This is a genomic window from Pseudomonas sp. MMS21 TM103, from assembly GCF_022132145.1.
GTDB lineage: Bacteria > Pseudomonadota > Gammaproteobacteria > Pseudomonadales > Pseudomonadaceae > Aquipseudomonas.
The window spans coordinates 92,051-116,177 of record NZ_JAJISP010000005.1 but is presented as its reverse complement, the minus strand read 5'-3'; the positions used below and the strand labels follow the sequence as shown (position 1 = coordinate 116,177).

At 62.2% G+C, this 24,127-nt stretch carries 15 protein-coding genes; 7 read left to right on the top strand and 8 right to left on the bottom strand.

The window, feature by feature from the left end:
- Positions 1 to 42: 42 nt before the first annotated feature.
- From LJY18_RS15965 to LJY18_RS15955, 3 genes are read right to left on the bottom strand one after another with little or no spacing between them, the layout of a single operon-like run.
- Complete coding sequence (locus tag LJY18_RS15965) at positions 43 to 1,539, bottom strand: TolC family protein (RefSeq protein ID WP_238042790.1); 1,497 nt, start codon at positions 1,537 to 1,539, stop codon at positions 43 to 45.
- Positions 1,540 to 1,599: 60 nt separating this feature from the next.
- The gene (locus LJY18_RS15960; RefSeq protein WP_238043057.1) at positions 1,600 to 10,866 is read right to left on the bottom strand and encodes a DUF4347 domain-containing protein; all 9,267 of its coding nucleotides are present in this window, start codon (positions 10,864 to 10,866) and stop codon (positions 1,600 to 1,602) included.
- Positions 10,867 to 10,918: 52 nt separating this feature from the next.
- Entirely contained in the window at positions 10,919 to 11,761 is an 843-nt protein-coding gene (locus LJY18_RS15955; RefSeq protein WP_238042789.1) for a sulfotransferase family protein, read from the bottom strand.
- Positions 11,762 to 11,933: 172 nt separating this feature from the next.
- Between LJY18_RS15955 and cysC the strand changes: the two genes are divergently transcribed.
- From cysC to LJY18_RS15940, 3 genes are all read left to right on the top strand, one after another.
- Entirely contained in the window at positions 11,934 to 12,527 is a 594-nt protein-coding gene (gene cysC / locus LJY18_RS15950; RefSeq protein WP_238042788.1) for an adenylyl-sulfate kinase, read from the top strand.
- A gap of 260 nt (positions 12,528 to 12,787) precedes the next feature.
- A complete protein-coding gene (locus LJY18_RS15945; RefSeq protein ID WP_238042787.1) occupies positions 12,788 to 13,336 on the top strand; it encodes a phage tail protein in 549 nt (182 codons plus the stop codon).
- Between the two features lie 73 nt (positions 13,337 to 13,409).
- Positions 13,410 to 13,730, top strand: a complete 321-nt coding sequence (locus LJY18_RS15940; RefSeq protein WP_238042786.1) for a hypothetical protein — start codon at positions 13,410 to 13,412, stop codon at positions 13,728 to 13,730.
- On the opposite strand, the gene LJY18_RS15935 is transcribed toward LJY18_RS15940, so the two are convergent.
- From LJY18_RS15935 to LJY18_RS15915, 5 genes are all read right to left on the bottom strand, one after another.
- Positions 13,723 to 14,226: a GNAT family N-acetyltransferase gene (locus LJY18_RS15935; RefSeq protein ID WP_238042785.1), complete on the bottom strand. Its 504-nt coding sequence runs from the start codon at positions 14,224 to 14,226 to the stop codon at positions 13,723 to 13,725. The genes LJY18_RS15940 and LJY18_RS15935 overlap by 8 nt on opposite strands.
- Before the next feature lie 66 nt (positions 14,227 to 14,292).
- Positions 14,293 to 16,386 carry an HlyD family efflux transporter periplasmic adaptor subunit gene (locus LJY18_RS15930; RefSeq protein ID WP_238042784.1) on the bottom strand — a complete coding sequence of 698 codons (2,094 nt, stop codon included), beginning with the start codon at positions 16,384 to 16,386 and terminating at the stop codon, positions 14,293 to 14,295.
- Positions 16,387 to 17,706, bottom strand: a complete 1,320-nt coding sequence (locus LJY18_RS15925; RefSeq protein WP_238042783.1) for an efflux RND transporter periplasmic adaptor subunit — start codon at positions 17,704 to 17,706, stop codon at positions 16,387 to 16,389.
- Positions 17,703 to 18,437: an efflux RND transporter periplasmic adaptor subunit gene (locus tag LJY18_RS15920; protein ID WP_238042782.1), complete on the bottom strand. Its 735-nt coding sequence runs from the start codon at positions 18,435 to 18,437 to the stop codon at positions 17,703 to 17,705. The genes LJY18_RS15925 and LJY18_RS15920 overlap by 4 nt, the downstream gene beginning before the upstream one ends.
- Before the next feature lie 228 nt (positions 18,438 to 18,665).
- On the bottom strand, positions 18,666 to 19,268 hold the full coding sequence (locus tag LJY18_RS15915) for a hypothetical protein (protein WP_238042781.1): 603 nt from the start codon (positions 19,266 to 19,268) through the stop codon (positions 18,666 to 18,668).
- Between the two features lie 493 nt (positions 19,269 to 19,761).
- On the opposite strand from LJY18_RS15915, the gene hppD reads away from it, so the two are divergent.
- The 4 genes from hppD to maiA all read left to right on the top strand — a co-directional run bounded on the left by hppD (position 19,762) and on the right by maiA (position 23,806).
- The gene (gene hppD / locus LJY18_RS15910) at positions 19,762 to 20,844 is read left to right on the top strand and encodes a 4-hydroxyphenylpyruvate dioxygenase (protein ID WP_238042780.1); all 1,083 of its coding nucleotides are present in this window, start codon (positions 19,762 to 19,764) and stop codon (positions 20,842 to 20,844) included.
- Between the two features lie 111 nt (positions 20,845 to 20,955).
- The gene (locus LJY18_RS15905) at positions 20,956 to 22,092 is read left to right on the top strand and encodes a homogentisate 1,2-dioxygenase (protein ID WP_238042779.1); all 1,137 of its coding nucleotides are present in this window, start codon (positions 20,956 to 20,958) and stop codon (positions 22,090 to 22,092) included.
- Positions 22,093 to 22,173: 81 nt separating this feature from the next.
- Positions 22,174 to 23,157, top strand: a complete 984-nt coding sequence (locus tag LJY18_RS15900) for a fumarylacetoacetate hydrolase family protein (RefSeq protein WP_238042778.1) — start codon at positions 22,174 to 22,176, stop codon at positions 23,155 to 23,157.
- Entirely contained in the window at positions 23,147 to 23,806 is a 660-nt protein-coding gene (gene maiA / locus LJY18_RS15895) for a maleylacetoacetate isomerase (protein ID WP_238042777.1), read from the top strand. The genes LJY18_RS15900 and maiA overlap by 11 nt, the downstream gene beginning before the upstream one ends.
- The last annotated feature ends 321 nt before the right edge of the window (positions 23,807 to 24,127 follow it).

Genomic DNA, 24,127 nt, shown 5'->3' with positions numbered 1-24,127 from the left:
CGCTGATGTAGCGCTCTTCCCGGTTTTCAGGCGCCAGCGGTGTTACTCGCTGGGTGCCAGATTGCCTTGCTGCCAGCGTGTGTCACTGTCGGCAAATGCCTGGGCGATGACCTTCAACTCGGTCGATGGCAACTCGCGTGGCAGCGGGTCCAGACCGGCGCTGGAGTACAACTGGCCATAAGCATTGCGCATTTCGGCGTAGGAGAGGTCGCGCCGCAGGTCGGCTTGCAGGGTATTCAACTCGCCCTGGATCAGCTCAAGCTCACCAATTCCCTGCGCCTGGTAGCGGTTGCGCAATTGCTCGACGATCTGCCTGTCCAGACTCGCCAGTTCTTGGCTGGTCCGGAACTGGCGTTGCGCCTCGTTGAAGTTGGCATTGGCCACGTAGAGCTGGGCGAGCACCGCGATGGACATCGCCTGGCGCCTTGCCGTCGCTACATCCTCACCTGCCTTGGCGACATTGATGGCCGCTGGGGCAGAGAGCACGTTGAACAGGTTCCAAGTCACTTTAACGCCATAGTCGGCCCAGCTCTGGTTGACCAGAAAAGAGTTGCTGTCGTAATGGCCGCCCGCCGAGAACTCGAGGCCTGGTAGCAGGCGCAACATCGCCTTGCGCGTTTCCGCCGCGCTGATGCGTGACTGGTAATCCTGTTCGCGCAACTCCGGGCGGTTGACCAGCGCTTGCTGCTCTAAGCTGGCGAGTTCTACCTTGAGTTCCGGTATCTCGTAATCATCCGGTGAGATGAGAGTAAACGACGTGCCCAACGGCAGGTTGATCAGGGTCGCCAGTTCGGTCTTGGCCAGCGAAAGCGCGCGGCGCTGCTGTTCCAGTTGACGGGTCGCCTCGATCAGGGCGCGCTGATAGTTGAGTGCTTGGATCGGGTCGCCGATACGCTGCTCGCTCATGCTGCGGCTGTTGTCACGGGCTTGGTCGACGCGGGTCATCAAGGTGTCGATTTTACCCAGCAGCCGATCTGCAGCTACCGCACGCCAGTAAGCGGAGCGCACATCCTGGGTGATGGTATGGATCACCTTGCGTCGGCGCTCCTGCACGATCAAGCGCTGGTCGGCCTGCTGTTTGGCGCTGACATAGCTGACCCCGAAGTCCAGTATGTTCCAGACCATGGTCAGGTCCGCCACGTCGCGGTCGCGGTCCTGGGAGGTGGAGGGTTCCAGCGACTGAGTGCCGGTGTTGACGCTCTGGCTGCTGGAGGCACTGACGTTACTACGCCCGACGTAGCCGGCCGAAGCCGCCATGCGCGGCAGCATGTCGAAGCTGGCCAGGTCAATCTGATGCTCGGCCAAGGCCTCTTCCATGACCTTTAGGCGCGCCTCGAGGTTGTATTTCACTGCGCGTGCCATGGCTTCGTGCAGTGTCAATGTACCTGCGAGGGGCTCTTGGTCCTTGAACATGTTGAGCAGGTCGTTTTTGGCACGCTGCTCGCTGATACTGCGATCGATCGGCTGGCTGGTCACGGCGCAACCGCTGATAGCCAGCGCCAACAGGCTGACGCCGAACATTTTTTGGCTTTTATTCATCCTTGGCCGCCCCCTAGTCACGGCACAATCCATCTTTTTTTAATGTACTCATCGTGTGGCTCAGGCTTTTGGCTTAGCGCCTTCGAACTGGTCAAGCGCCAGGGCAAGCTCATATAGCTGGCGCTGCTCAGTGCTGCGCATGTCCTGGAGTTGCTGGCCCAGCGTAGGTGCGCCCAACACACCCTGTGGCATTTGGCTGCCATCTTCGTCCCATTGTGGGTCATCGAAAATATTCAGCGGTGTCGAGTCGGGTAGCGAGTCGACACCGAAGATATTCGACAGGGTGCTGGCGCCGAATACGCCGCCATCACCACCGCCGAAGCCGAGGAAACCGACACCAGAACCGTTGCCAGCGGCATCGCCGGAATTGCTGGCAAAAACCTGAGCGAGGAAGCTTGGAGCCAGTGCACCGTTATTGATGAAGATGTTGCCCAGAGTCGGAATACCGCTCCCCAGAGTCGGTTGTTCGAACAGCGGTGTAGGCAACAAAGGCGAGTCTGTCAGGGGGGAGGGCAGCGGCGGAGGCACAGGCGATGGCGCTGGGCTCGGCGGCAGCATATAAGTCACGGTTGGACTGGACTTGAACTCTGGATCGCCAGTGGTGCTGGCGATCAGATAGTCCTCCCCGATAATGCTCGTGGTCAATGCGTTGCCGGCAGCATCGGCAATACCGCTGCCAGTGGCATTCAAGCTGACGCCCAGTGAACCATTGCCAGCAATATCGCCGACGGTGATCTGGTAGGTTCGGCCATCGATCTGTTGCACGGATTGGATAGTGCCGAGCGCATTGCCGGTGCTGGTCAGCGAAAAGTCATTGGCGTCTACACCGGAAACGGCTTCGTTGAAAGTGAGGATGAAGCGTACGGTGTTCGCTGACGTGGGTGAAGGGTCTAGGCGTACCAGGTTTTCTGCGAGCGGAGCCGTGGTATCGACGATCACCCCGGTACTGCTGCCGGCGCCATTCAGTGTCAGCACCAGGTTGTTGCCCACACCATCACGGGCAGTGGCGCCATTCAGATCCAGGCTGCTGCTCAGTGCGATGCCGTCGATGTCGGTGTCGCCGGCCTGCACGCTGTACTGGAACACCAGTGCTGTACTGCCGGAGCCGGAAACATAGTTGGCGTAACGGCTCACGCCGCCGATATCCAAGGCTAGGCGCGGCGTGCCGCCGGCAGTGTCGACGAACACCGCCTCGCTGGCATTGACGGTAAAGCTCATTACATCGCCAGCGTTATAGGCGGCGCTTGCCGGCACGCTGACCGAGGTCACCACCGGGTCGACGGCATCTACCCGCACGTTGCTGGTGGCGCCGATGCCGTTCAGGGTGCTGTTGGTGTCGTTACCCACCGCATCGCGCAGGGTGCCGCCGTTACTGTCGATGTTGGCGCCGACGCTGATGCCGTTGCTGTCGAGTTGGCCGCTGACGACGCTCAGGCGGAAGCTGAGGGCATTGCTGCCGGAACCGGCTAAGTAGTCGGCGAAGACGGTGCCTCCTGTATCCAGGGCCACGGCGATACGCGGCGTACCGCTGCTGCTGTCAACTATCACCGTCTCGCTGAAATTGACGGTGAAATCGAGGTTCTGCCCCGCCACGTAAGTGCCGTTGGCCGGCACCGACACTGAGCTTACGCTCGGAGCCACGCCGTCGATGACCAGATCGTGCTGGCCGGCGATGGAGTCGACGCCACCAGTGGTTGGCAAGGCGATAATCGCATCGTCACTGGTGACGTTGCGAATGGTCGCGCCGTTCAGAGCCAGGGCGCCAGTGGATTGGTAATCGAGATCGGCGCTGAGGTCGCCTGCCTGCACCGTGTAGCTGAAGGTCAGGGTATCGCTGCCGGAGCCGGACATGTAAGTGGCCAATCGGTCGGTGCTGCCGGTTTCCAGCAGCAACGTGGGCGAGCCGCCGGCGGTATCCACGGTCACCGCCTGGTCGAGGGTGACCGTAACCGCAATGCTGTCGCCGATCTTGTAGCTGCCGTCCGGATTGGTCACGTTGACCGAGGTGATTTCCGGATTGATGCTGTTGACCGTGATGGCGATGGTGTCGCTATCGGTCTGGGTGCCGCCGCTACCGCTCAGTCCAAGGTCGCTAGTAACGACCTGCAAACTGGCCGCGCCGTTGTAGCCCGGGGTGGGAGAGAAGATCAGCCCATTCAGCGCCGCGTTGATGTCGGCAATGGTGCCTTCGAAGGTCATAGCGCCATCGTTGGCGCCGCTGCCAACGATAAAGCTCAAGCCGGTGGTGTCGGGCAGCGTGATCAGGCCATTGCTGCCGCTCAGGGTCACACGCAGGGTGCCGCCGCCCGCGTCGACATCGCCGATGGAAATCAGATTGCCGTTGCCGCCGCTGAAGATCAGTGCGGCGTCCTGATCGACCGCCTGGGCGCCGGGCACGCCATTGACTGGAGCATCGTTGACGGCCGTCACCAGCAACGTGACAATCTCGTTGTCGTTGAGATTGCCGCCAGTGCCGCTGTTGCCGCCATCATCGATAGCGACCGTCAGGGTGACATCGCCGGTGGCGTTTCCGGCCGTGGTGAAGCCCAGGCTGCTAGCCGCAACAAAGGCGTTGATGTCGGCAATCGAGCCCGTCAGGGTCACGCTAGCGGTACCGCTCCCGGCGACAGTCACACTGCCGCCACTGGTGGCAGAAAGGCTTCCCGAGCCGACGGAGAAAGTAGCAGTTACCGTGCCGCTGGCGGCATCAACATCGGCGAAGCTGATGCCGGTCAACGCGCTGGCGACATCCTCAGTCACGCCGATGGAACCCGGTGCAGTGATGACCGGTGCATCGTTGACGCTGGTCACCGCAACGGTGGCGGCGATCGAGACGGCGCCACTGTCCACACCTCCGTTACTGGTGCCGCCGTTATCGGTAATGCTGGTGAGTGTCACCACACGGCTGGTGGTGACGGGCGCTTCACTGGCATTGCGGTAACCCATGCCATCGACCAGGGTCTGCGCCGCCGCGCTGCTCAAGCCTCCGGCCACACTTAGGGTGACGGTGGCGGTACTGCCGGTCACGCTGACGCTGTAATCGATGGCGTTGCCGCCCGTGGTGGTGCCGCTGGTGCCGTTGGTCAGTGCTATATCGGTGCCATCGACACTGAATATTTCGCTGGCGCCATCGGCCAGATTGCTGACCGTCAGGGTCAAGCCGGTGATGGTCTGACCAGCTTCGATGGTGCCAATGCTCACGCCGCTGAACAGATCGACCGCGGCGCCGTTCTCGGTATAAGTCGGAGTGCCTCCGGTAGCCGAAAGCGTCGGCGCATCGTTGACGCCGGTGACGCCTACGGTGGTATCAACCGAACTGCTCGCACCATCGCCGTCGCTGACGCTGATGTTCACAGTGCGAGCGCTGGTATTCGGCTCGGTAGTATCGCTGTTGCCGTAAGTGAGCGCCTGAACCAAGGTGGTAACCCGGGCGGCTGTGGCGTTGCTGTTGAACGTCACGATCAGGTTGTCGCTACCCGAACCCGTGCCCCCTGCGGCAATGGTGCCGATGGTTACACCGCCGACGGACAGGCTGCTGCCCACAGTCATCCCAGCTGACAGTGCCACCGCACCGCTGGTATCGATGGCCAAAACATCCTCACTGGCCTGTTTGTTGGCCGTGATCGACACGGTCAGATTGCCGCCGTTGAAATCCGCCGAATCGCTGTCGGTTATGACCACGGCAGTTCCGGTGTCGAGGAATACGGCGCTACCGTCCTCGGTATAATTCGGGTTATCACCGGCCAGATTGTTGATGCTGGGCGCCGCATTGGTATTGCTGGCAGTGATGCCGTTGCCGGTCAGATCGGCCACGGTTGCAGCCGCATCGGCGCCGGCGGCCCAATCTTCAGCAGCGGCCAGGTTGTAGGTCGTCGAGTCCGTGGAGCTGCCGCCATCCTTATTGATGACCGCCAGCAAAGCCGCCTTGTCGGTTGCACTCAGGGTGAGGATAAAGCTGCTGCCGGAGACGATCTCGACATTGCTGGTATCGGTCAGGGTATAGGTCGCGCCACCCTCACCGGTGAAGGTGAACTTGTTGGCGACAATATCGTTGCTGGCACCGCTACTGGACAGCAACCCGGTGCCGGTCACCACCACCGTGCCGGTGCTGGCGTCGTAGGTGGCGCTGGTAATGGTCGGGACCGCGACGTTGCTGACGGTAACCCCGTTGCCGGTCAGATCGGCCACGGTCACGGCCGCATCGGCGCCCGCTGCCCAGTCTTCGGCCGCCGCCAGGTTGTAGCTGGTGGCGTTGGTGGAGCTGGTGCCGATCTTGTTGACGATCTGGTTGAGCGCGGCTTTGTCGGTCGCGCTCAGGGTCAGGGTGAAGCTGGCGCCGGAGGTGATCTCAACATCGGCCGTGTCGGCCAGCGTGTAGGTCGTGCCGCCCTCGCCGGTGAGGGTGAACTTGCTGGCGTCGATATCGTTGCTGGCACCGCTACTGGACAGCAACCCGGTTCCGGTCACCACCAATGTGCCGGTGCTGGCGTCGTAGGTGGCGCTGGTGATAGTGGGGACCGCGACGTTGCTGGCGGTCACGCCGTTGCCGGTCAGATCGGCCACGGTCACGGCCGCATCGGCGCCCGCTGCCCAGTCTTCGGCTGCCGCCAGGTTGTAAGTGGTGGCGCTAGTGGAACTGGTACCGATCTTGTTGGCGATCTGGTTGAGCGCGGCGCGGTCGGTGGCGCTCAGGGTCAGGGTGAACGCGGTGCCGGAGGTGATCTCGACATTGGCCGTGTCGGTCAGTGTGTAGGTCGCGCCGCCTTCGCCGGTGAGGGTGAATTTATTGGCGACGATGTCATTGGTCGCGCCGCTGACCGACAGGAACCCGCTGCCGGTCACCACCAATGTGCCGGTGCTGGCGTCGTAGGTGGCGCTGGTGATGGTTGGGACCGCGACGTTGCTGACGGTGACGCCGTTGCCGGTCGCGTCGACCACATTCACCGCTGCATCGGCGCCCGCTGCCCAGTCTTCAGCCGCCGCCAGGTTGTAGGTGGTGGCGCCGGTCGAAAGGCTGCCGTTCTTGTTGACGATCAGGTTGACGCCGGCCTTGTCGGTCGCGCTCAGGGTCAGGGTGAACGCGGTGCCGGAGGTGACCTCGACATTGGCCGTGTCGGTCAGCGTGTAGGTCGCGCCGCCCTCGCCAGTGAGGGTGAACTTGTTGGCGACGATGTCGTTAGTGGCGCCCTGCCTGGACAGCAACCCGGTGCCGGTGACGGCCAGCACCCCGGTGCTGGCGTCGTAGGTGGCGCTGGTGATCGTGGGGATAGCCACGTTGCTTGCAGTGAATGGATTGAGACTGTCTGCCACAGTCAGTGCAGCGTCCGCTCCGGCTGCCCAGTCTTCTGCCGCGGTGAAGCGGTAGCTCGAGATGTCGGTCGAAAGGCCGCCGTTCTTGTTGACGATCAGGTTGACGCCGGCCTTGTCGGTGGCGCTGAGCGTCAGGGTGAACGACGTGCCCGAGGTGATCTCGACGTTGGCCGTGTCGGTCAGCGTATAGAACGTGCCACCTTCACCTCTGATAGAGAACTTGTTGGCGACGATGTCGTTGGCGGCGCCGCTGGCCGACAGCAACCCGTTGCCGGTCACCACCAATGTGCCGGTGCTGGCGTCATAGGTGGCGCTGGTGATGGTGGGGACCGCGACGTTGCTGACGGTCACGCCGTTGCCGGTCGTGTCGACCACATTCACGGCTGCGTCGGCGCCCGCTGCCCAGTCTTCGGCGGCCGCCAGGTTGTAGGTGGTGGCGCCGGTCGAACTGGTGCCGTTCTTGTTGGTGAGCTGGTTGACGCCCGCGCGGTCGGTGGCGCTCAGGGTCAGGGTGAACGCGGTGCCGGAGGTGACCTCGACATTGGCCGTGTCGGTCAGCGTGTAGGTCGACCAGCCTTCGCCGGTGAAGGTGAACTTGTTGGCGACGATGTCGTTAGTGGCACCCTGCCTGGACAGGAACCCGGTGCCGGTGACGGCCAGGGTACCGGTGCTGGCGTCGTAGGTGGCGCTGGTGATCGCGGGGATGGCTACGTTGCTTGCAGTGAATGGACTGAGGCTGTCTGCCACGTTCAGTGCGGCATCCGCCCCCGCTGCCCAGTCATCTGCCGCGGTGAAGCGGTAGCTCGAGATGTCGGTCGAAAGGCTGCCGTTCTTGTTGACGATCAGGTTGACGCCGGCCTTGTCGGTGGCGCTGAGCGTCAGGGTAAACGACGTGCCCGAGGTGACCTCGACATTGGCCGTGTCGGTCAGCGTATAGAACGTGCCGCCTTCACCTCTGATAGAGAACTTGTTGGCGACGATGTCGTTAGTGGCGCCCTGCCTGGACAGCAACCCGGTGCCGGTGACGGCCAGCACCCCGGTGCTGGCGTCGTAGGTGGCACTGGTGATCGTGGGGATAGCCACGTTGCTTGCAGTGAATGGATTGAGACTGTCTGCCACAGTCAGTGCAGCGTCCGCTCCGGCTGCCCAGTCTTCGGCCGCGGTGAAGCGGTAGCTCGAGATGTCGGTCGAAAGGCCGCCGTTCTTGTTGACGATCAGGTTGACGCCGGCCTTGTCGGTGGCGCTGAGCGTCAGGGTGAACGACGTGCCCGAGGTGATCTCGACGTTGGCCGTGTCGGTCAGCGTATAGAACGTGCCACCTTCACCTCTGATAGAGAACTTGTTGGCGACGATGTCGTTGGCGGCGCCGCTGGCCGACAGGAACCCGCTGCCGGCGACGACCAGGGTACCGGTGCTGGCGTCATAGGTGGCGTTGGTTATGGCGGGGATCGCGACGTTGCTGGCGGTCATCCCGTTGCCGGTCAGATCGGTCACGGTCACGGCCGCATCGGCCCCCGCGGCCCAGTCTTCGGCAGCCGCCAGGTTGTAGGTCGTGGCGCTAGTGGAGCTGGTGCCGATCTTGTTGACGATCTGGTTGAGCGCGGCTTTGTCGGTCGCGCTCAGGGTCAAGGTGAAGCTGGTGCCGGAGGTGATCTCGACATCGGCCGTGTCGGTCAGCGTGTAGGTCGCGCCGCCCTCGCCGGTGAGGGTGAACTTGCTGGCGTCGATATCGTTGCTGGCTCCGCTACTGGACAGCAACCCGGTGCCGGTCACCACCAAGGTGCCGGTCGATGCGTTGTAAGTGGCGCTGGTGATGGTGGGTACCGCGACGTTGCTAACGGTTACGCCGTTGCTCGCATCCGAGGTGTCGCCACTGGTAACGTTGGTATCCCAATCATCTGCGGCGGCGAGGTTGAAGGTTGTGCCGCCGGTGGAGCTGGTGCCGTTCTTGTTGACGATCTGGTTGAGCGCGGCACGGTCGGTGGCGCTCAGGGTGATGGAAAAGCTGGTGGCGCTGCTAGCCGTCACGTCGCTGCTATCGGTAAGCGTATAGGTTGCCCCGCCTTCACCGGTCAGCGTAAGGGTGCTTGCGTCGATGGTATCACCGGTGGTCATGTTGGCACCGGTCACCACCAGCACGCCGGTCGCGGCATTGTAGGTGGCGCTGGTAATGCTGGGCGGGGCAATGAAGTTGGTATCGAGCGTCCCCAGGTTGTAGATATTGGTAGTGGCCCCGCCGGCTGTCCCGTCTGAGCCAGGGCCTGGGGCCAAGCCCCCGCTTCCCCCGCCGCCCGTATTGGTCGCTAGGTTAGAATTGCTGGTGGAATCGAGATTGAGGGTTGCGCCCGCGGCATTCCAGATTCCCCCCACCCCGCGGCCACCGGCGCCGCCAGCACCCGGCTGACCCGTGTAGCCGCCGCCACCACCACCACCAGCGGCGCCTACGTTATTGGAAACCGTGGACGACAGAATGGTTAACGTGCCCGCGTTGTAGATTGCGCCAACGGCATTGCCACCCCTGCCACCGCTCGCGTCATAACCAGCGCCGCCGCCGCCGCCACCGATGGAGAGCGTGCCATTGTTGGCCGACCCACCCGTTCCGCCACCTGCATAACCAGCGCCCCCGCTAGCACCGGTACCACCAGCAGTCGAACCGCCACCGCCCCTCAGGTAGCCGACGCCACCACCGCCCACACCACCGGTACCGGAACCGCCGGCACCGCCGGTATTGAGACTGGCATTGCCACCATTGCCGCCACCAATGCCCGCCAAGCCGCCGCCGCCACCACCGCCGCCACTGCCGCCCAGTCCTGCATTCGCGTTGCCACCGCCGCCACCACCACCAGCAGCACCACTCGAGGTCACGGTCACGCCGCTCAGGGTCAAGGTTCCGGCATTGCGTATGGCGCCACCCAGTGCTTCGCCAGCCGCCACGGCAGGATCGCCAGTATCGCTGCCATTACCGGATACCAACCCCTCACGGAGCGTCAAATCGGAGATGGACGCCGTACCCGCGCGCACTTCTAACACCCGGCCGAAATAGTTGGCATCAACGCTAAAGCCGCCACCAACAATGGCCAAGTTCTGGCCGTCGGTAATATTGATATCAATAAACGTACGTTGTCCGTCGGTCACACTGGTGATCATGTCGCCAATGCCGGTGGCGCTGATATTGCCAAGGAAGGTGATGGTATCGGCGACGCCGTTGGATGCGGAGGTTGACAATGCGGTACGCAGCTCACCAATGGTGCTGACCGAAAATGTGGCGAGGTCATAGTTGTAGGTCTGCAAGCTGGCGATATCAAACACCGCGCTAGCGGCCACGTCGCCTACAGCTATTTCCAGGTCCCAGTCGCCACCACGGCTGCTGCTGCCGGTGGTGTCATTGGAGGCGCTGACGTCGGCACCGGTTGCCCCAGCGATAGCCGCGACGAACGCCTCACCTGTGCTACCGGCCGCGACATCGCAGCCATACAGCAGAATATCGCCGTCGGCTTTCAGTGCCGCGCCTATTTCGCTCAGCTGGACGGCATAGGCGTCTATGTTGCCGCCATGCAACGCGGCATTGCCCAACAGCAGCACGCCATCGTCGCCGTGAGAAACGATATGGATGGCATCAATATCAGTACGCCCAGCCAGGGCATTGGCGATCTGTTGCACACCGTTGCCTTGACTGTCGATCAGAATGACTTCGGCAGCGGGGGAGACCGCTGCGGCAATCTGCTGGTAGTCGGGCAGGCGCGTATCAACGAATACCACATCCTTGCGTTCGCCAGGCTGGCTGGCCACAGCCAGACTGACTTGATCGGCAAGCGTCTGGTTACTGTCGGTGTTCGCGTCGTTTGAATCAGTCGATGACATGGCGCTGGCGTCGACGGCTACCGCCGCCGCGTCGACGACCATCGCACCATCGAACATCATTCGCGGTTCAAGCGATTGAATCAGCGAAGGTCGTTGCGCCGAGAGTTTCTCGCCAGCTTTTTTTGGGCATGGATTACTGCTTTTACTCCACCACATGATCGCCTCCTTGCAAGTGCCCTGAGGCGCCGCAACGGTTGTTCTTGTTGTCTCAACGCGCTGCGCTGAACTCCTCGGATTTGGTCCGTATTACGCTCGCAGTGCTACCCGTACCGTCGTTCCAGAACGATAACGCAGAATACTGCTGGAACAGATCGGGCGGCAGAATGGTTCGCCTGGTTTGTGCGGCAACCTTAGGACGCACTCGATGCAAGCCCGAAACCCCCAGTGCCTGGTCGAACTCAGGGGCATCGTAGTGCACATTGTCGAAATCGTGCTGATACCACGGAGCCTCGATAAAGTCGTACACCAAGCGCAGCACCTTCTCGGGTGCCTGCGTCAGCAAATCATAGTCAACGAGCAGCAATGAGCTAGCATGTTCACCGTAATAGGCTTCCTTCAGCGCGGCCCAAGCGAAGCCGACCAAGCGGTTACGCTGGGCCAGGGTATCGACCCGGCTGTAGACGGTATTCCGCTCAACGTCATCGGCGAAAAGCTTGGTGTTCTCATAGGGATTAGCGCGATAAAGCCGCTCAAGGCTGTCCATCACCCAAGCGACATTGCGCACGCAGGCAATAACCTTGGTGGACGGGAACAGATCGAGTAGTGCGGGGAGCTTGGCGCACCATTGCCGGTTGGTGTCGAAAACGATGTCTTTACCGGCCTGTTCGGCGTAATAGTTGCTGAACAACCCGGCCAGCAGTCGCTTGCGCTGTTCCTGGGTGAGCATGGGGCCGAACTCGCTACCGGCACTGAATTGGTCCAGCATCGAGGAGAACAGGCTGCCTACCGGGCTGGTCATGCCGGCGTGAAACCGCGGATTCTGCAGCAAAAGCGCAGATAACAACGTGGATCCTGAACGAGGTAAACCTGAGATGAAATGAAACTTCGGCACTACATATCCCTCGTTGCCCAATCCTTAATCGCTTTTACCTTAGCTGCAACGTTTGATTCTTACCAGCACACAGAGATAAGTTCCTTTTAAGAAGAAACCTGCGGACCTGCGGACCTGCGAGCCCGATTGCAGTCAGCCCCTTACGCGAGACTTTTTTATGTCACAGGATGGAATGCTTACGCCCCCCGACCGCGAACAGCGTGAAGCACGCCATGGTCATCGCGGAGTCGCCATCCTGTTGACGGGGTTGCCCGCTGCTGGCAAGTCGACCTTGGCCCGCGCCCTGGATGCGCGCCTGTTCGCCCTAGGCGCGCAGTGCCTGGTGCTCGATGGCGACCACCTGCGCTCAGGGCTCAACCACGGCCTGGGCTTCAGCGAAAGCGAACGTGAGGAGAATCTGCGCCGCGCCGCAGAAGTGGCTGTCCTGTTGGTGGAGGCGGGTGTGATCGTGCCTATGGCGATGATCGCGCCCTTGGCCCGACATCGACTCCTGCTGGCCGAACGACTGGGCGCCGATTACCGCGAGGTCTGGTGCCGAGCCGAGCTGCATATCTGCGAGCGGCGGGACCCCAAGGGCCATTATGCGCGTGCCAGGGCCGGCAAAATTGCCAGTTTCACCGGTGTTTCCGCCCCTTACGAGTCGCCGCAGTCCCCAGCACTGATACTCGATTGTGAAACCTGCAGCGTGGCGGAAAACGTCGAGCGGCTGCTGCAGTGGTTGGGGACCGAAGGGCTGCTCGCCTTGCCTATGCAGAACACCCGATAGCGCCGTCCTGGCCCCTTGCTTTAGGCGCCGTACGCCTGCGGAGTCTGGGCGGCGAAGCCCAGCGATGACCCCTAAAAGACCGGCCTGCGGCGCCAACGGTCTGCCTGTCAACGAACAAGCTAGACATAACCGAGCATTTACTTCTGGATTTTTTCGACTACAACTTTCCGAGCAGCTCTTCAGCGTGCTCAGCAAACCGTCTGCTGAATAAGCCGTCCCTCTGATGCGGGTCGACCATCCAGGAACCAGGAGTAGCCTTCATGGAAGTATTTATCGGCACTATTCAACCCTTCGCCTTCAACTTCGCTCCACGAAACTGGGCGCTGTGCAACGGCCAAATCATGTCCATCCCCCAGAACTCTGCGATGTTCGCGCTGCTGGGCACCATCTATGGCGGCGACGGCCGAAGCACCTTCGGCTTGCCCAACCTGCAGGGACGGATGCCCATCGGCATGGGCCAAGGCACGGGCTTGCCGGACTACAGTATCGGCAAGGCATCAGGCTCCCCGTCGAGGGCGCTTACCAGCAACCAGATGCCGGCGCATACCCACGCGGTGCAGGTACAAGTTGGTGGAGTGCCATCCAATCCCGCCGTCACCCCCAGCGAAAGCAATCAGTATCTCGCCGCCTCCAGCCCAGGCGGTCCGGTCGCCGCGGCGATCTGGTCGGATGCGTTGTCCACCCCCGTCAACATGGGTGGCGCACAGGCCGGTTTGGCTGGCGGCAACCAACCCATGGACATCATGAACCCCTACCTGGCACTGAATTTCAGTATTGCCATTCTAGGCCTGTTCCCTTCGCGCGACTAAGCCGACTCACTTTCACGTTATACCGGCGGCGGCTTTTCGCGCCGCCACTACCACACCTGAAGGAACCATAAAAATGCTGGATCTGATCAGCGCGGATCATTTTCGCCAACTGCAAGGCCAGGTCTGTGAGTTCGTCACGGACAGCGGTGAAAAACTGCTGCTACGGGTGGACTCGGTCAACTTGAAACCCAACGCGCGTATGCCCAGCGCCGCAGCGGAAGCGCGCGTGCCGTTTTCGGTGGGGCTGACCGCCGTGCAACCGACCGGCTTCATGGACGGCGGCTGCACGGTGGAACTGCCGCAACTGGGCCAGGTATCGCATTTGATGGTGTTGCGTGAAGCGGCGCTGGATCGCGATCCCAAGCAACACTACTTCCAGATACTGTTCAACTGAACGCAACCGAGGGATACCACACCAGGCGGTCGGCCACCGGTTGGGTTTCCTCGACGCGGAATCCCAGTTCCAGGTACAGCCGCCTGGCCTGCAAATTGTTGCGCCAAACCACAACCGCAACCGGGCTGGCGACTTGTTGCGCCGCAAGCTGCACAGCCTGCAGGACGACCTTGCCGTAACCCCGCCCGCGCGCAGCGGGAATCAGGGCGAGATAGATCAGGCGTACCTCGTTATGGCCAAAATCAACCGTCACGGCGCCAATCGCCGAACCGGTTTTTTCGACAATCAAATGCATGGCATTGGGATACTGGTTACCCATCCCCGCCTGCTGTACCTGGTATTGGCTGGCGACTACGGTGTCGATCAGTTCGGCTTCGCCATCGATCCATTGCAGATCCGCCCGGCTGGATTGATACAACCCCTGCAAAAACGGTTCGTCGCTCGGCTTGGCCGGCCGCAGGGCGATGCCGTCTGCCAGGGATGAGAAATTGCTCATGCAGGACTCCTTAAGATGAACAGGGCCTATTGACTGTGCGCGCGGTGTAGCCTGACACCAGGCCGGCTAAAACCCGCTTTCGCGCACGCCCAACGCGGCCAAGCGGCGCCAGGCCGCGCCGAGATAAGACTCAGATCGGCCAGTCAACTGCACGGTGCCTCGCTGAGTCTGCGACGGTGCCGCCTGATCGTCCAGCACCTGCAGGCGTACCGCATATTGCCCCTGCACCGGCTGCGCGCCCCTGTCATTGCGGCGCACAGCAATAGGGCCATCGCGATCTGAGGCCAGGACTTCGATATCTAGATAGTCGCTGCTGGTGGTATCGACTTCTTCCAGACGTACCTGCAACGTGGAACGTAGCGGGTTATCGGCAATAAACCGTCCTTCGGCGCCCGGCTCAACTCGCCACAGCAGCGCTTCCTCCAGATAACCGCGCAAGCGCACCTCGTCGCCCAGCACACGCACCAATACCCATTGCGAGGATAACCAACGTCCCGGTGTCAGATCCGTCAGCAGGTCGCGCACCACACCCGAATGGGGCGCACGCACTTGCAGGCGTGCCCGCTGCGCGGCCAAGCCGCGGTATTGTGCCAGGGCTTCGGCCAACCGCTGTTCGAGCACAGCCACATCGGCCACGGTTTCGCTACGCCCGGCCTGGCGACGTAGTTGTAACTGCAATATGCGAATCTCCTGAGCAGCGATCCCCTGGCGCGCCTCCAAGTCGGGCGACTCCAGTTCCAGTAGCAAGTCACCCGCTTGCACCCGTTGCCCCTCGCTTACGTTCAAGCGCAGCAGACGTGATGGCAAGGGCACATGGAGGGTGCTGTTGGGGCTGGCTTCGAGCAGTGCAGGTACGGTCACCTGGCTCTGCCAAGGTAGCGCTAAAACTCCCAGAGCTATCACCAGTGCCAGCAAGTTGCGCAGTTGCTTGCGGGTATGCATCTGATCGCGCCGCTGCCACCACTCGCGCATTTCACGCCAGACGGGCAGGCCAATGAACCAGGCCAGCTCCACCAGCATCAGGAAACTGCCGAGCAGCTTGAAAAAGAGGTGGTAGACGATCAGCGCGATGGCAAAAAACAGCGCCGCCCGCCATAGCCAAGCGCTGTAGCCCCAAATCAGTAGTCGTCGGGAGAGGGGAGGGGGGCAGGGCGCAGGCATCGGTTCGCCGTAGCCGAACAGGGCCTCGCGAAGGCGCCAGCGGCATAGGGCGAAAGCGCGCTCCTGGAGGTTTTCCACCCGCCACAGGTCGCTGAGCAGGAAGTAGCCGTCGAAACGCAGGAAGGGGTTGAGATTGACCACCAGAGTGGTCAGCCAGGTAGCGCTGGCGAGCATGAAGGCAGCCGTGCGCCAGGGACCGTCCGGCAGCAGCGACCAGGCTAGCAGGGCAATGGCCGCCAGCAGCAGCTCGGCCAGCATGCCGCCGGCGCCAATCAGCAGGCGGGAGCGTCGGTCATTCACCCGCCAGGCATCGCTGACGTCGGTGTAAAACAAAGGGAACAGCACCATAAATGCCAGCCCCATGCTTTGCACCCGGCAGCCCGCCCGCTTGGCCATGTAGGCGTGGCCGAATTCGTGGCAGAGTTTGGCGAAAACCAGGGCAATGCCGAAGGTCAGGGCTCCGCCGAGGCTGAACAGGTGCGGGAAGGTTCCAAGGAAGCGCTGCCAGTCGCGGGCTACCAGAAACAGCCCGAGCCCAAGGACCAGCGGCAGCACGGTGCGCAGCAAAAGAGGGCCGTGGCGCTCGAGCCAGGGCCAGGTGCGATCGAGAAAAGCGTCCGGACGCCACAGCGGAATACGGAAGAACAGGTACTGGTGCAACACGCGCATCCACAGGCTGCGCTGCTGGGCGGCGGCTTTTCTGGCATAGCTGTCGCGCTGCTCGGCATCTGCTGCGGCGATCAGGTCGTGGCGGCGGAGAAAATCTAGCAACTCCTGGAGGTCCGCATCGCCCAGCGGAGCACCCGGCTCCGCATTGGCGGCACCCAGCACTCGCTGCCCATCACCCAGTGGCCAGTTTCGTAGTAACCGCAGTGCGGCAGCGCCGAGCTTGAAGTAGCGTCCACGTAGCGGGTCGGCCAATGTCCATTGTGGCGAGCCATCTAGCGCCGTCGCGGCGGATGTTAGCTGCAAGTCATTGCGTAGTGCCGGTAGACGCATCTATAGGCCCACACTCTGGCGCAACGCGGCTAGTGGCCGGCGCAGCAGGTATAGGGCCAACGGCACGCGCTGCCCGAAGAGTTTCGCGGTACCGCGTAGGCCAATGCGCGGAGGTGTCGCGGTGAATCGGGCGTCCAGGCGGTAGGCCAGTTGCCCCGCTGCACTGGTTTGTGCCTCATAGGCTAGACGTTCGAGGCGGGCGGCTTGACGGTTAAGCGGATCACTGTCGAGGAACAGCGCCACCTCGTCTCCAGCGTTCAGTTCGATGGCATCACCCACAGCTAGCTCGATACGTAACTCGGCCTGGTGAGGATCAGCTATCGCCATAAGTCGCTCACCGGTTTGCACCGGCTTGCCGGTCCAACGTTCGGCGTCGGCGAATACCGCGATACCATTGCGTTCGGCGCGTACTTCGCTGCGCGCCAACAGATTTAGCGCGTAATCACGTTCGGCACGCTTCTGCTCGACCCGTGCCGCTAACAGATCCAGTCGTGTCTTGGCTTCTGCATCGGCGAAGGCGCGTTGGGAGTTACTCCTCAGTTCAGCCTCAGCTACATCCAGGCTGCGTTCGGCGACGTCTGCCTGTGCCTTGAGCGAGGTCGCGTCGAAGCGCAGCAGCAGATCGCCGCTATTGACCGTCTGATTGGGCTTGACCAGAAACTCGGCGATCACCCCGTCCAGCGGCGCAGCCACCACTCGGCCGTTTAGCGGCACCACTTCGGCTGGCGCCAACACTGATTGGCGCACCGGCACCATCAGCAGCAGCGCGACAACAGCCGCAACGGCAAGGATTTTCTTGCGTGGCCAGCGCAGGCGCCAGGGTTTGCGCGGTTGCAGCGCCAGCCAGGCGTGGCTGTAGCAGTCGCCCAATTGCGTCAGCAGCGCCAGCTCGGGTTCGCTCCAGGGCTGCTCGCGAGCAATCCACAAACCGCCGAAAAGCACCTTTTGGCGATCAAGCAGCGGTATCCATAGAGCGGAGCCGGCAGACAGACTCTGCCAATCGGTAAGTGTTTGCTCTTTCAGCAGGGCGGCATTCACGACATGGGGTTTGTCTGACAGGCTTTGTGCCAGCAACTGGTTCGCCGCGCTTTCGACGAACGCGACGAAGGGCGCGTGGGGCTCGACCACGCTGATGCCGGTGACCGCCCTGACCTTGCCGGCAATCAGCAGGGCGGCGTGGCGGTAGTCAAACAGTGGTTGAGCGTCGTTGACCAGCACATAGGCCAGGTTGTCGATATCCGTCGCCGCCCGCGCCTGGTTTTGCAGTGCGAGCAGTTGGGCGAACACGCGTTCGGCAGGACCTGGCACTTGAGCCGTCATGGCGCTTCCAGGAAGCGTGCGCTGCCGCTCATGCCGGCCAATAGACCAGGGGCGTCCTGGGGCAGTGCACCGATCAGCAGTAGGGTCTGGCTGCCTTCGTCTATTCGAGCACCCAGGCGTTTGATTTCCACTTGCAAGGGTTGGCCGGTTTCGTCCGGAATGAACTCGAAAAGTCCACCTGGCTGGAGCGAGCCTAGCCAACTTGACGGCACCAGCAAGTGAACTTCCAACGTGCGGTTATCGACTATTTCCAGCAGCGCAGTCCCGCCGGCAACGCTCTCGAATGGTTGCACACGGCGTGCGACCACGCGGCCATCGAAGGGGGCAATCACTGTGCAGCGATTGACCTGTACCCGGTAGACCTGGGCTTGGGCCTGGGCTTCGGCTTGGCGGGCCTCGGCCAGGGCGACCTGAAAGCGTCCGACGGAATTCAAGGAGGCCAGCTGCTTGTTGTGTGCCAGTTCTTCGCGGGCGGCACGCAGGCCTGCCTGCGCGGCGTTCAACTGGGCCTGGTAGGCACTGCAGTCGAAGCGTACCAGCACCGCGTCCTTCTTGAAGTCCTGCCCATCGCTATAGGGCATCTCGGTGATACGGCCGGCCAGTTCGCTAGACAGCGTGGCCTGGTTACGGGCTCGCAGAACGCCGCGCGCGGTGCGATCAGCGGAAGGCGCTGCGTCAAGGTTGCCGAGAAGAGGGTCGTTTCCCAGCGTACCTGCCTGGGGGGTACTCATCCAGAGTAGCCCCAGGGCAAGACCTGCCCAACGCATCGTTCGCCGCATGGTTGCTCTCCCTGCAAAGTTCAATCGGGCGAGTGTACGGGAGAAGCTCAACGGTGCAAAACACTGCGCGGTGTCTGGGTACATTGGCGGGTATCGGCACACCCCTTGCCGGTAGCGCCCAGTAAGCCGCTGCAGCGCCGGCTTCTAATAGGGCTCGGCGCGTGTGGAAAGGTTTAGGTGTCAGGGAACGTTCTTAACGCGTGTCTCGATCTTGGGCGGGTCTGCCGCGCTCTTGCCGGCGGTCCATTGCTGTAAGTCCTTTTCCCGCAGCTGGCTTTCAGCCAGTTGCTTGTCCAGTGCCTCCTGGTAGTCGCTGAGCCAGCTGCGTGAGCCGGCGATCATGCCGGCGAGGTCGCGCATGCCGTTTTTCAAGGCGGCAAGACTCTTCTGGAAGCTCTGCTCCTGGCCGATCAGGGTTTGTGCCACTTGCTGCAGCACGGCTCGGTTGTCGCCGTTGGTCAGCGTCACCGCAGGCTTGCTGCTTTGCAGGGTGCTCAGCTGATCGCCCTGCTGGCTCAGTCTCTGTTCGAGCTCTGCGACCTGTGTGTGCAATGCCGCTGTCTGTTCTTGCAAGCGCTGGAGTTGCTCGGCGCCGGGACTTGCGTCCTGCTCGCCGGACGGGCTGAGCAAGCCTATGGTCAGCCAGCTGGCGAGCGTCATCGCCAGCACCGCGGCAAGGATGAAGAGCAGGATGCGGTCGAGTCGGCGGCCTTTCTCCAGGAGTTCCAGGCGTTGTTCTGCGCTGATGGGTTCGCCGCTACTTTCTTCTGGTTCATTGCTCATGGCTTTTCCGTCGCGAGGTTGTGCAGCTCGAAGTGGCAGGCTCTTGAGTGGCATTGTGCCACTAATCGAGTGTGGCTGACGCTTCGCTTTTTTAGCTGTAGCCGGCCCTGAATAGTCAGCAGTTGCTGGGGTGGGCCACTGTTCAGTGGCAAGCGTTCAATTATTTTTGCGCAGGGCATGTACAGTTGTGCCTGACCGAGTTGGTTGCCAGTGTATGCCGCAGCAATCGGCAGAATCCGTGCTTGATTGGCAGTTAAATGCGCCGCTTTGTAAATAAATCGTTACGAGTTGGCCGAATTTCTACCGGGTACTGGACGCTTTGGCTGGCGTTTATCAGGTTGTAAGGTTTTATTGCCAGCGGGCATCCAAAGTGCCACTGCACGGCGCCTGGGCCATCTTGTGGGGGGCGCTTGCCTCGGTTGTCATGGAGTTATCCGCATCGTCCTGTGTGTGTGCGAGGGCGCTGGATCCACAACAACAACGAGGAGGCGTAATGACCGCCGTGAACAAGATCGAACAGCACAATCCCATCGGTACCGACGGCTTCGAATTTGTCGAGTACACCGCGCCGACCCCCGAAGGCATTCAGCAATTGCGTGAACTGTTCACCGCCATGGGCTTTACCGAAACCGCCAAGCACCGTTCCAAGGAAGTCTGGTTGTTCCAGCAGAACGACATCAATTTCGTGCTCAATGGCAGCCCCACCGGGCATGTCCGCGAGTTCGGCCTCAAGCACGGGCCAAGTGCCTGCGCCATGGCTTTTCGCGTACAGAACGCGGCGCAGGCGGCGGCCTATGTCGAGTCGCAAGGTGCCACGCTGGTCGGCAGTCATGCCAACTTCGGCGAGTTGAATATTCCCTGCGTCGAAGGCATCGGCGGTTCCTTGCTGTACCTGGTCGACCGTTATGGCGACAAGAGCATCTATGACGTCGATTTCGAGTACATAGAAGGCCGTACGCCGAACGACAACTCGGTCGGCCTGAAAGAACTGGATCACCTGACCCACAACGTCAAGCGTGGGCAGATGGATGTCTGGTCGGGTTTCTACGAGCGGATTGCCAACTTCCGCGAGATCCGCTACTTCGATATCGAAGGCAAGCTGACGGGTCTGGTTTCGCGGGCCATGACCTCGCCTTGCGGCAAGATTCGCATCCCGATCAACGAGTCGTCCGACGACAAGTCGCAGATCGAGGAATTCATCCGCGAGTATCACGGCGAAGGCATTCAGCACATTGCCCTGAGCACCGATGACATCTACGCCACCGTGCGCCAGCTGCGCGCCAGCGGCGTGGACTTCATGAAAACCCCGGGCACCTATTATGACAAGGTGGACACCCGCGTGGCTGGGCATGGCGAGCCGACCGAGCTGCTGCGCGAGTTGAACATCCTGATCGATGGCGCGCCGGGAGATGACGGCATCCTGTTGCAGATTTTCACCAATACGGTGATCGGCCCGATCTTCTTCGAGATCATCCAGCGCAAGGGCAACCAGGGCTTCGGCGAGGGCAACTTCAAGGCGCTGTTCGAGTCCATCGAGGAAGACCAGATCAAGCGCGGCGTGCTCAAGGCCGATTGATCCGCAAACCGTAAGGTGGGTTAGGGCGCGCATGAGTCCGCCATGAGCTGGCCAGCGCAGGACGCGCCTAACCCAGCCTACGAAAAACGCCGAACTGAGGAGACACCGGCCATGAGCCGTAAATGGATCAGCTTCCCCCTACGTGAAGGCGAGTGCTCGCACCAGGCACACTGCGATTTCCCCGCGGGCACCTACGAGCGCGAGATGGGTCGCGAGGGCTTCTTCGGCCCGACCGCGCACCTGCACCACAAGCATCCACCGACTGCCTGGATCGACTGGCAGGGGCCGTTGCGGCCGCACGCCTTCAACTTCAACGACATCGCCAGCGAGCGCGACTGCCCGCTGGAGGCGCCGCTGACCCTGCACAACGCCGATATGAAGTTGCGCCTGTGGAAGACCCATGGCGCCATGCGCCACTTGGTGCGCAATGCCGATGGCGACGACCTGTTGTTCATCCATGAGGGCGCAGGGCACTTTTATTGCGACTTCGGTCATCTGGAGTACCGCGACGGCGATTACCTGGTGATCCCGCGCGGCACCGCCTGGCGCATCGAGACCAGCACGCCGACCTTCATGTTGCTGATTGAGAGCAGCGATGGCGCTTACCAGCTGCCGGACAAGGGGCTGCTCGGCCCCCAGGCGATCTTCGATCCGGCGGTGCTCGAGCATCCGAAACTGGACGATGCCTTCAAGGCGCAACAGGATGAGAACACCTGGCAGCTGCGGATCAAGCGGCGCAACCAGGTCAGCACCGTGACTTACCCCTACAACCCACTGGACGTGGTCGGCTGGCATGGCGACAACACCGTGGTGCGTCTCAACTGGCGCGATATTCGTCCGCTGATGAGCCATCGCTACCACCTGCCGCCGTCGGCGCACACCACCTTCGTCGCCAATGGTTTTGTCATCTGCACCTTCACCCCGCGGCCGGTGGAGAGCGATCCGGGGGCATTGAAAGTGCCCTTCTATCACAACAACGACGATTACGACGAAGTGCTGTTCTACCACCGCGGCAACTTCTTCAGCCGCGACAATATCGAGGCCGGGATGGTCACCCTGCACCCATGCGGCTTCCCTCACGGCCCGCATCCCAAGGCGCTGAAGAAGAGCCAGGAGGCGCCGGCCACCTTCGTCGACGAGGTGGCGGTGATGATCGACACCCGCCGCGCCCTGGAGATAGACCCGGCCGCCGCGCAGGTCGATGTGCCCGAATACGTCAACTCCTGGCGTGCGCCTGGCTTGAAATAGGGCGCGCGGGGCCGCTTAGGCCGCGCGCACCAACCTGACAGATATCTGTGGTGCGCACGGCGCACCCTACGAGGTTTGAGCATGAAACTCGCATCACTGAAGCAAGGCCGTGACGGTCTGCTGGTCGTGGTCTCCCGCGACCTGACCCATGCGGTAAAAGTCCCGGCCATCGCCGCCACCCTGCAGGCCGCGCTGGACGACTGGGCGCGCACGCGCCCGCAGCTGGACGCGGTCTACCAGCGTCTCAATGACGGTCTGGAACAGGGCTCATTCGCCTTCGACCAAGCGGCCTGCCACAGCCCCTTGCCGCGGGCCTACCATTGGGCCGACGGTAGCGCCTACGTTAATCACGTCGAACTGGTGCGCAAGGCGCGGGGGGCCGAGATACCGGAGAGCTTCTGGCACGATCCGCTGATGTACCAGGGTGGCGCCGACTGCTTCATCCCGCCGCAGGCCCCGATACAGATGGCTGACGAGGCCTGGGGTATCGACCTGGAAGCCGAGATCGCGGTGATCACCGACGACGTGCCGATGGGCGTCACGGCCGCCGAGGCTGCGCAGCACATCCAGTTGCTGATGCTGGTCAACGACGTGTCGCTGCGCAACCTGATTCCCGGCGAGCTGGCCAAGGGCTTCGGCTTCTACCAGAGCAAGCCGTCTTCAAGCTTCTCGCCGGTGGCCATCACCCCGGACGAACTGGGTGATTGCTGGAAAGACGGCAAGGTGCATCGGCCGCTGGTCTCGCACATCAACGGCGCGTTGTTCGGCCAACCGGATGCCGGCACCGACATGACCTTCAACTTCCCGACCCTGCTGGCCCATGCCGCCAAGACCCGGCCGCTGGGCAGCGGCACTATCATCGGTTCGGGCACGGTATCGAACTATGACCGCAGTGCTGGCTCGTCCTGCCTGGCCGAGAAACGCATGCTGGAAATCATCGAGCAGGGCGAGGCCAGCACACCCTTCCTCCAATTCGGCGACCGGGTGCGCATCGAGATGTTCGATGCCGCCGGCCATAGCCTGTTTGGCGCTATCGACCAGGCGGTGGAGCGCTATGAGCGCTGAGTTGCTCCTGTATGGCTACTGGCGGTCCAGCGCCGCCTACCGGGTGCGCATCGCCCTCAACCTCAAGGGGCTGGACTACCGCCAGGTGCCGGTTCATCTGGTCAGCGAGGGCGGCCAGCAGCACTCTGCGGAGTACCGCGCGCTCAATCCGCAGGAGCTGGTGCCGCTGTTGGTGGACCAGGGCAATGCTGGGGTGCGTATCGCCCAGTCCATCGCCATTCTCGAATACCTGGAGGAGAGCTTTCCGGTGCCGGCGCTGCTGCCCGCCGATCCGGCGCAACGCGCCCAGGTTAGGGCGCTGGCGCTGCACATCGCCTGCGACCTGCACCCACTGAACAACCTGCGTGTGCTGCAGTACCTGAGCGCCGAACTGGGCGTGAGCGATGCGGGCAAGGACGCCTGGTACCGCCACTGGCTGCACGCCGGCCTGGCCGCGGTTGAGCAGGGTCTCGAGGTGTTTGCTGGGCGGCTGTCGCTGGGCGATCGGCCGGGTTACCTGGAAGCCTGCCTGATTCCCCAGCTGTACAACGCGCGGCGTTTCAACTGCGACCTCGCGGGCTATCCGCGGATCCTCGCCATGGCTGCCCGCTGCGAGGCCCTCGAGGCCTTCAGGCAGGCGGTTCCAGAGGTGCAGCCCGACGCAGCATGAGCCGATGGCGCTGAAGTGGTGACCCACGATGCGCCGCGTTTGGCCCAGCTGTTGCGCCATGGGTTATAGGGCGGTTGAGCGACTCCAATCCACTAGAGGGCGTACGGCAGCCAGTCGTACGCCCTTTTTGTTGGATGCACGATGGCCGTTGGCGCTGCCGCCGAGGTGCGGCGATAACCCGCCATCAATGGGCGGCAGTGGCGAAAAACCGCCTCTCTGAACCGGCGTGCATCGTCGGAAGGCCTGCGAATGTGCTGTCGGGCATAGGCCTTTGCCCAGGCAAACGGCCCTAAGCCCAGGCGGCGCCTGGGCGCCGTCGTC

Coding starts and splice junctions, on each gene's coding strand:
- LJY18_RS15930 (WP_238042784.1), bottom strand. CDS start 16,386: ATGCGTCTACCGGCACTACGCAATGACTTGCAGCTAACATCCGCCGCG.
- LJY18_RS15915 (WP_238042781.1), bottom strand. CDS start 19,268: ATGAGCAATGAACCAGAAGAAAGTAGCGGCGAACCCATCAGCGCAGAA.
- cysC (WP_238042788.1), top strand. CDS start 11,934: ATGCTTACGCCCCCCGACCGCGAACAGCGTGAAGCACGCCATGGTCAT.
- LJY18_RS15905 (WP_238042779.1), top strand. CDS start 20,956: ATGAGCCGTAAATGGATCAGCTTCCCCCTACGTGAAGGCGAGTGCTCG.
- LJY18_RS15960 (WP_238043057.1), bottom strand. CDS start 10,866: ATGTGGTGGAGTAAAAGCAGTAATCCATGCCCAAAAAAAGCTGGCGAG.
- LJY18_RS15965 (WP_238042790.1), bottom strand. CDS start 1,539: ATGAATAAAAGCCAAAAAATGTTCGGCGTCAGCCTGTTGGCGCTGGCT.
- LJY18_RS15940 (WP_238042786.1), top strand. CDS start 13,410: ATGCTGGATCTGATCAGCGCGGATCATTTTCGCCAACTGCAAGGCCAG.
- LJY18_RS15925 (WP_238042783.1), bottom strand. CDS start 17,706: ATGACGGCTCAAGTGCCAGGTCCTGCCGAACGCGTGTTCGCCCAACTG.
- hppD (WP_238042780.1), top strand. CDS start 19,762: ATGACCGCCGTGAACAAGATCGAACAGCACAATCCCATCGGTACCGAC.
- maiA (WP_238042777.1), top strand. CDS start 23,147: ATGAGCGCTGAGTTGCTCCTGTATGGCTACTGGCGGTCCAGCGCCGCC.
- LJY18_RS15920 (WP_238042782.1), bottom strand. CDS start 18,437: ATGAGTACCCCCCAGGCAGGTACGCTGGGAAACGACCCTCTTCTCGGC.
- LJY18_RS15945 (WP_238042787.1), top strand. CDS start 12,788: ATGGAAGTATTTATCGGCACTATTCAACCCTTCGCCTTCAACTTCGCT.
- LJY18_RS15935 (WP_238042785.1), bottom strand. CDS start 14,226: ATGAGCAATTTCTCATCCCTGGCAGACGGCATCGCCCTGCGGCCGGCC.
- LJY18_RS15900 (WP_238042778.1), top strand. CDS start 22,174: ATGAAACTCGCATCACTGAAGCAAGGCCGTGACGGTCTGCTGGTCGTG.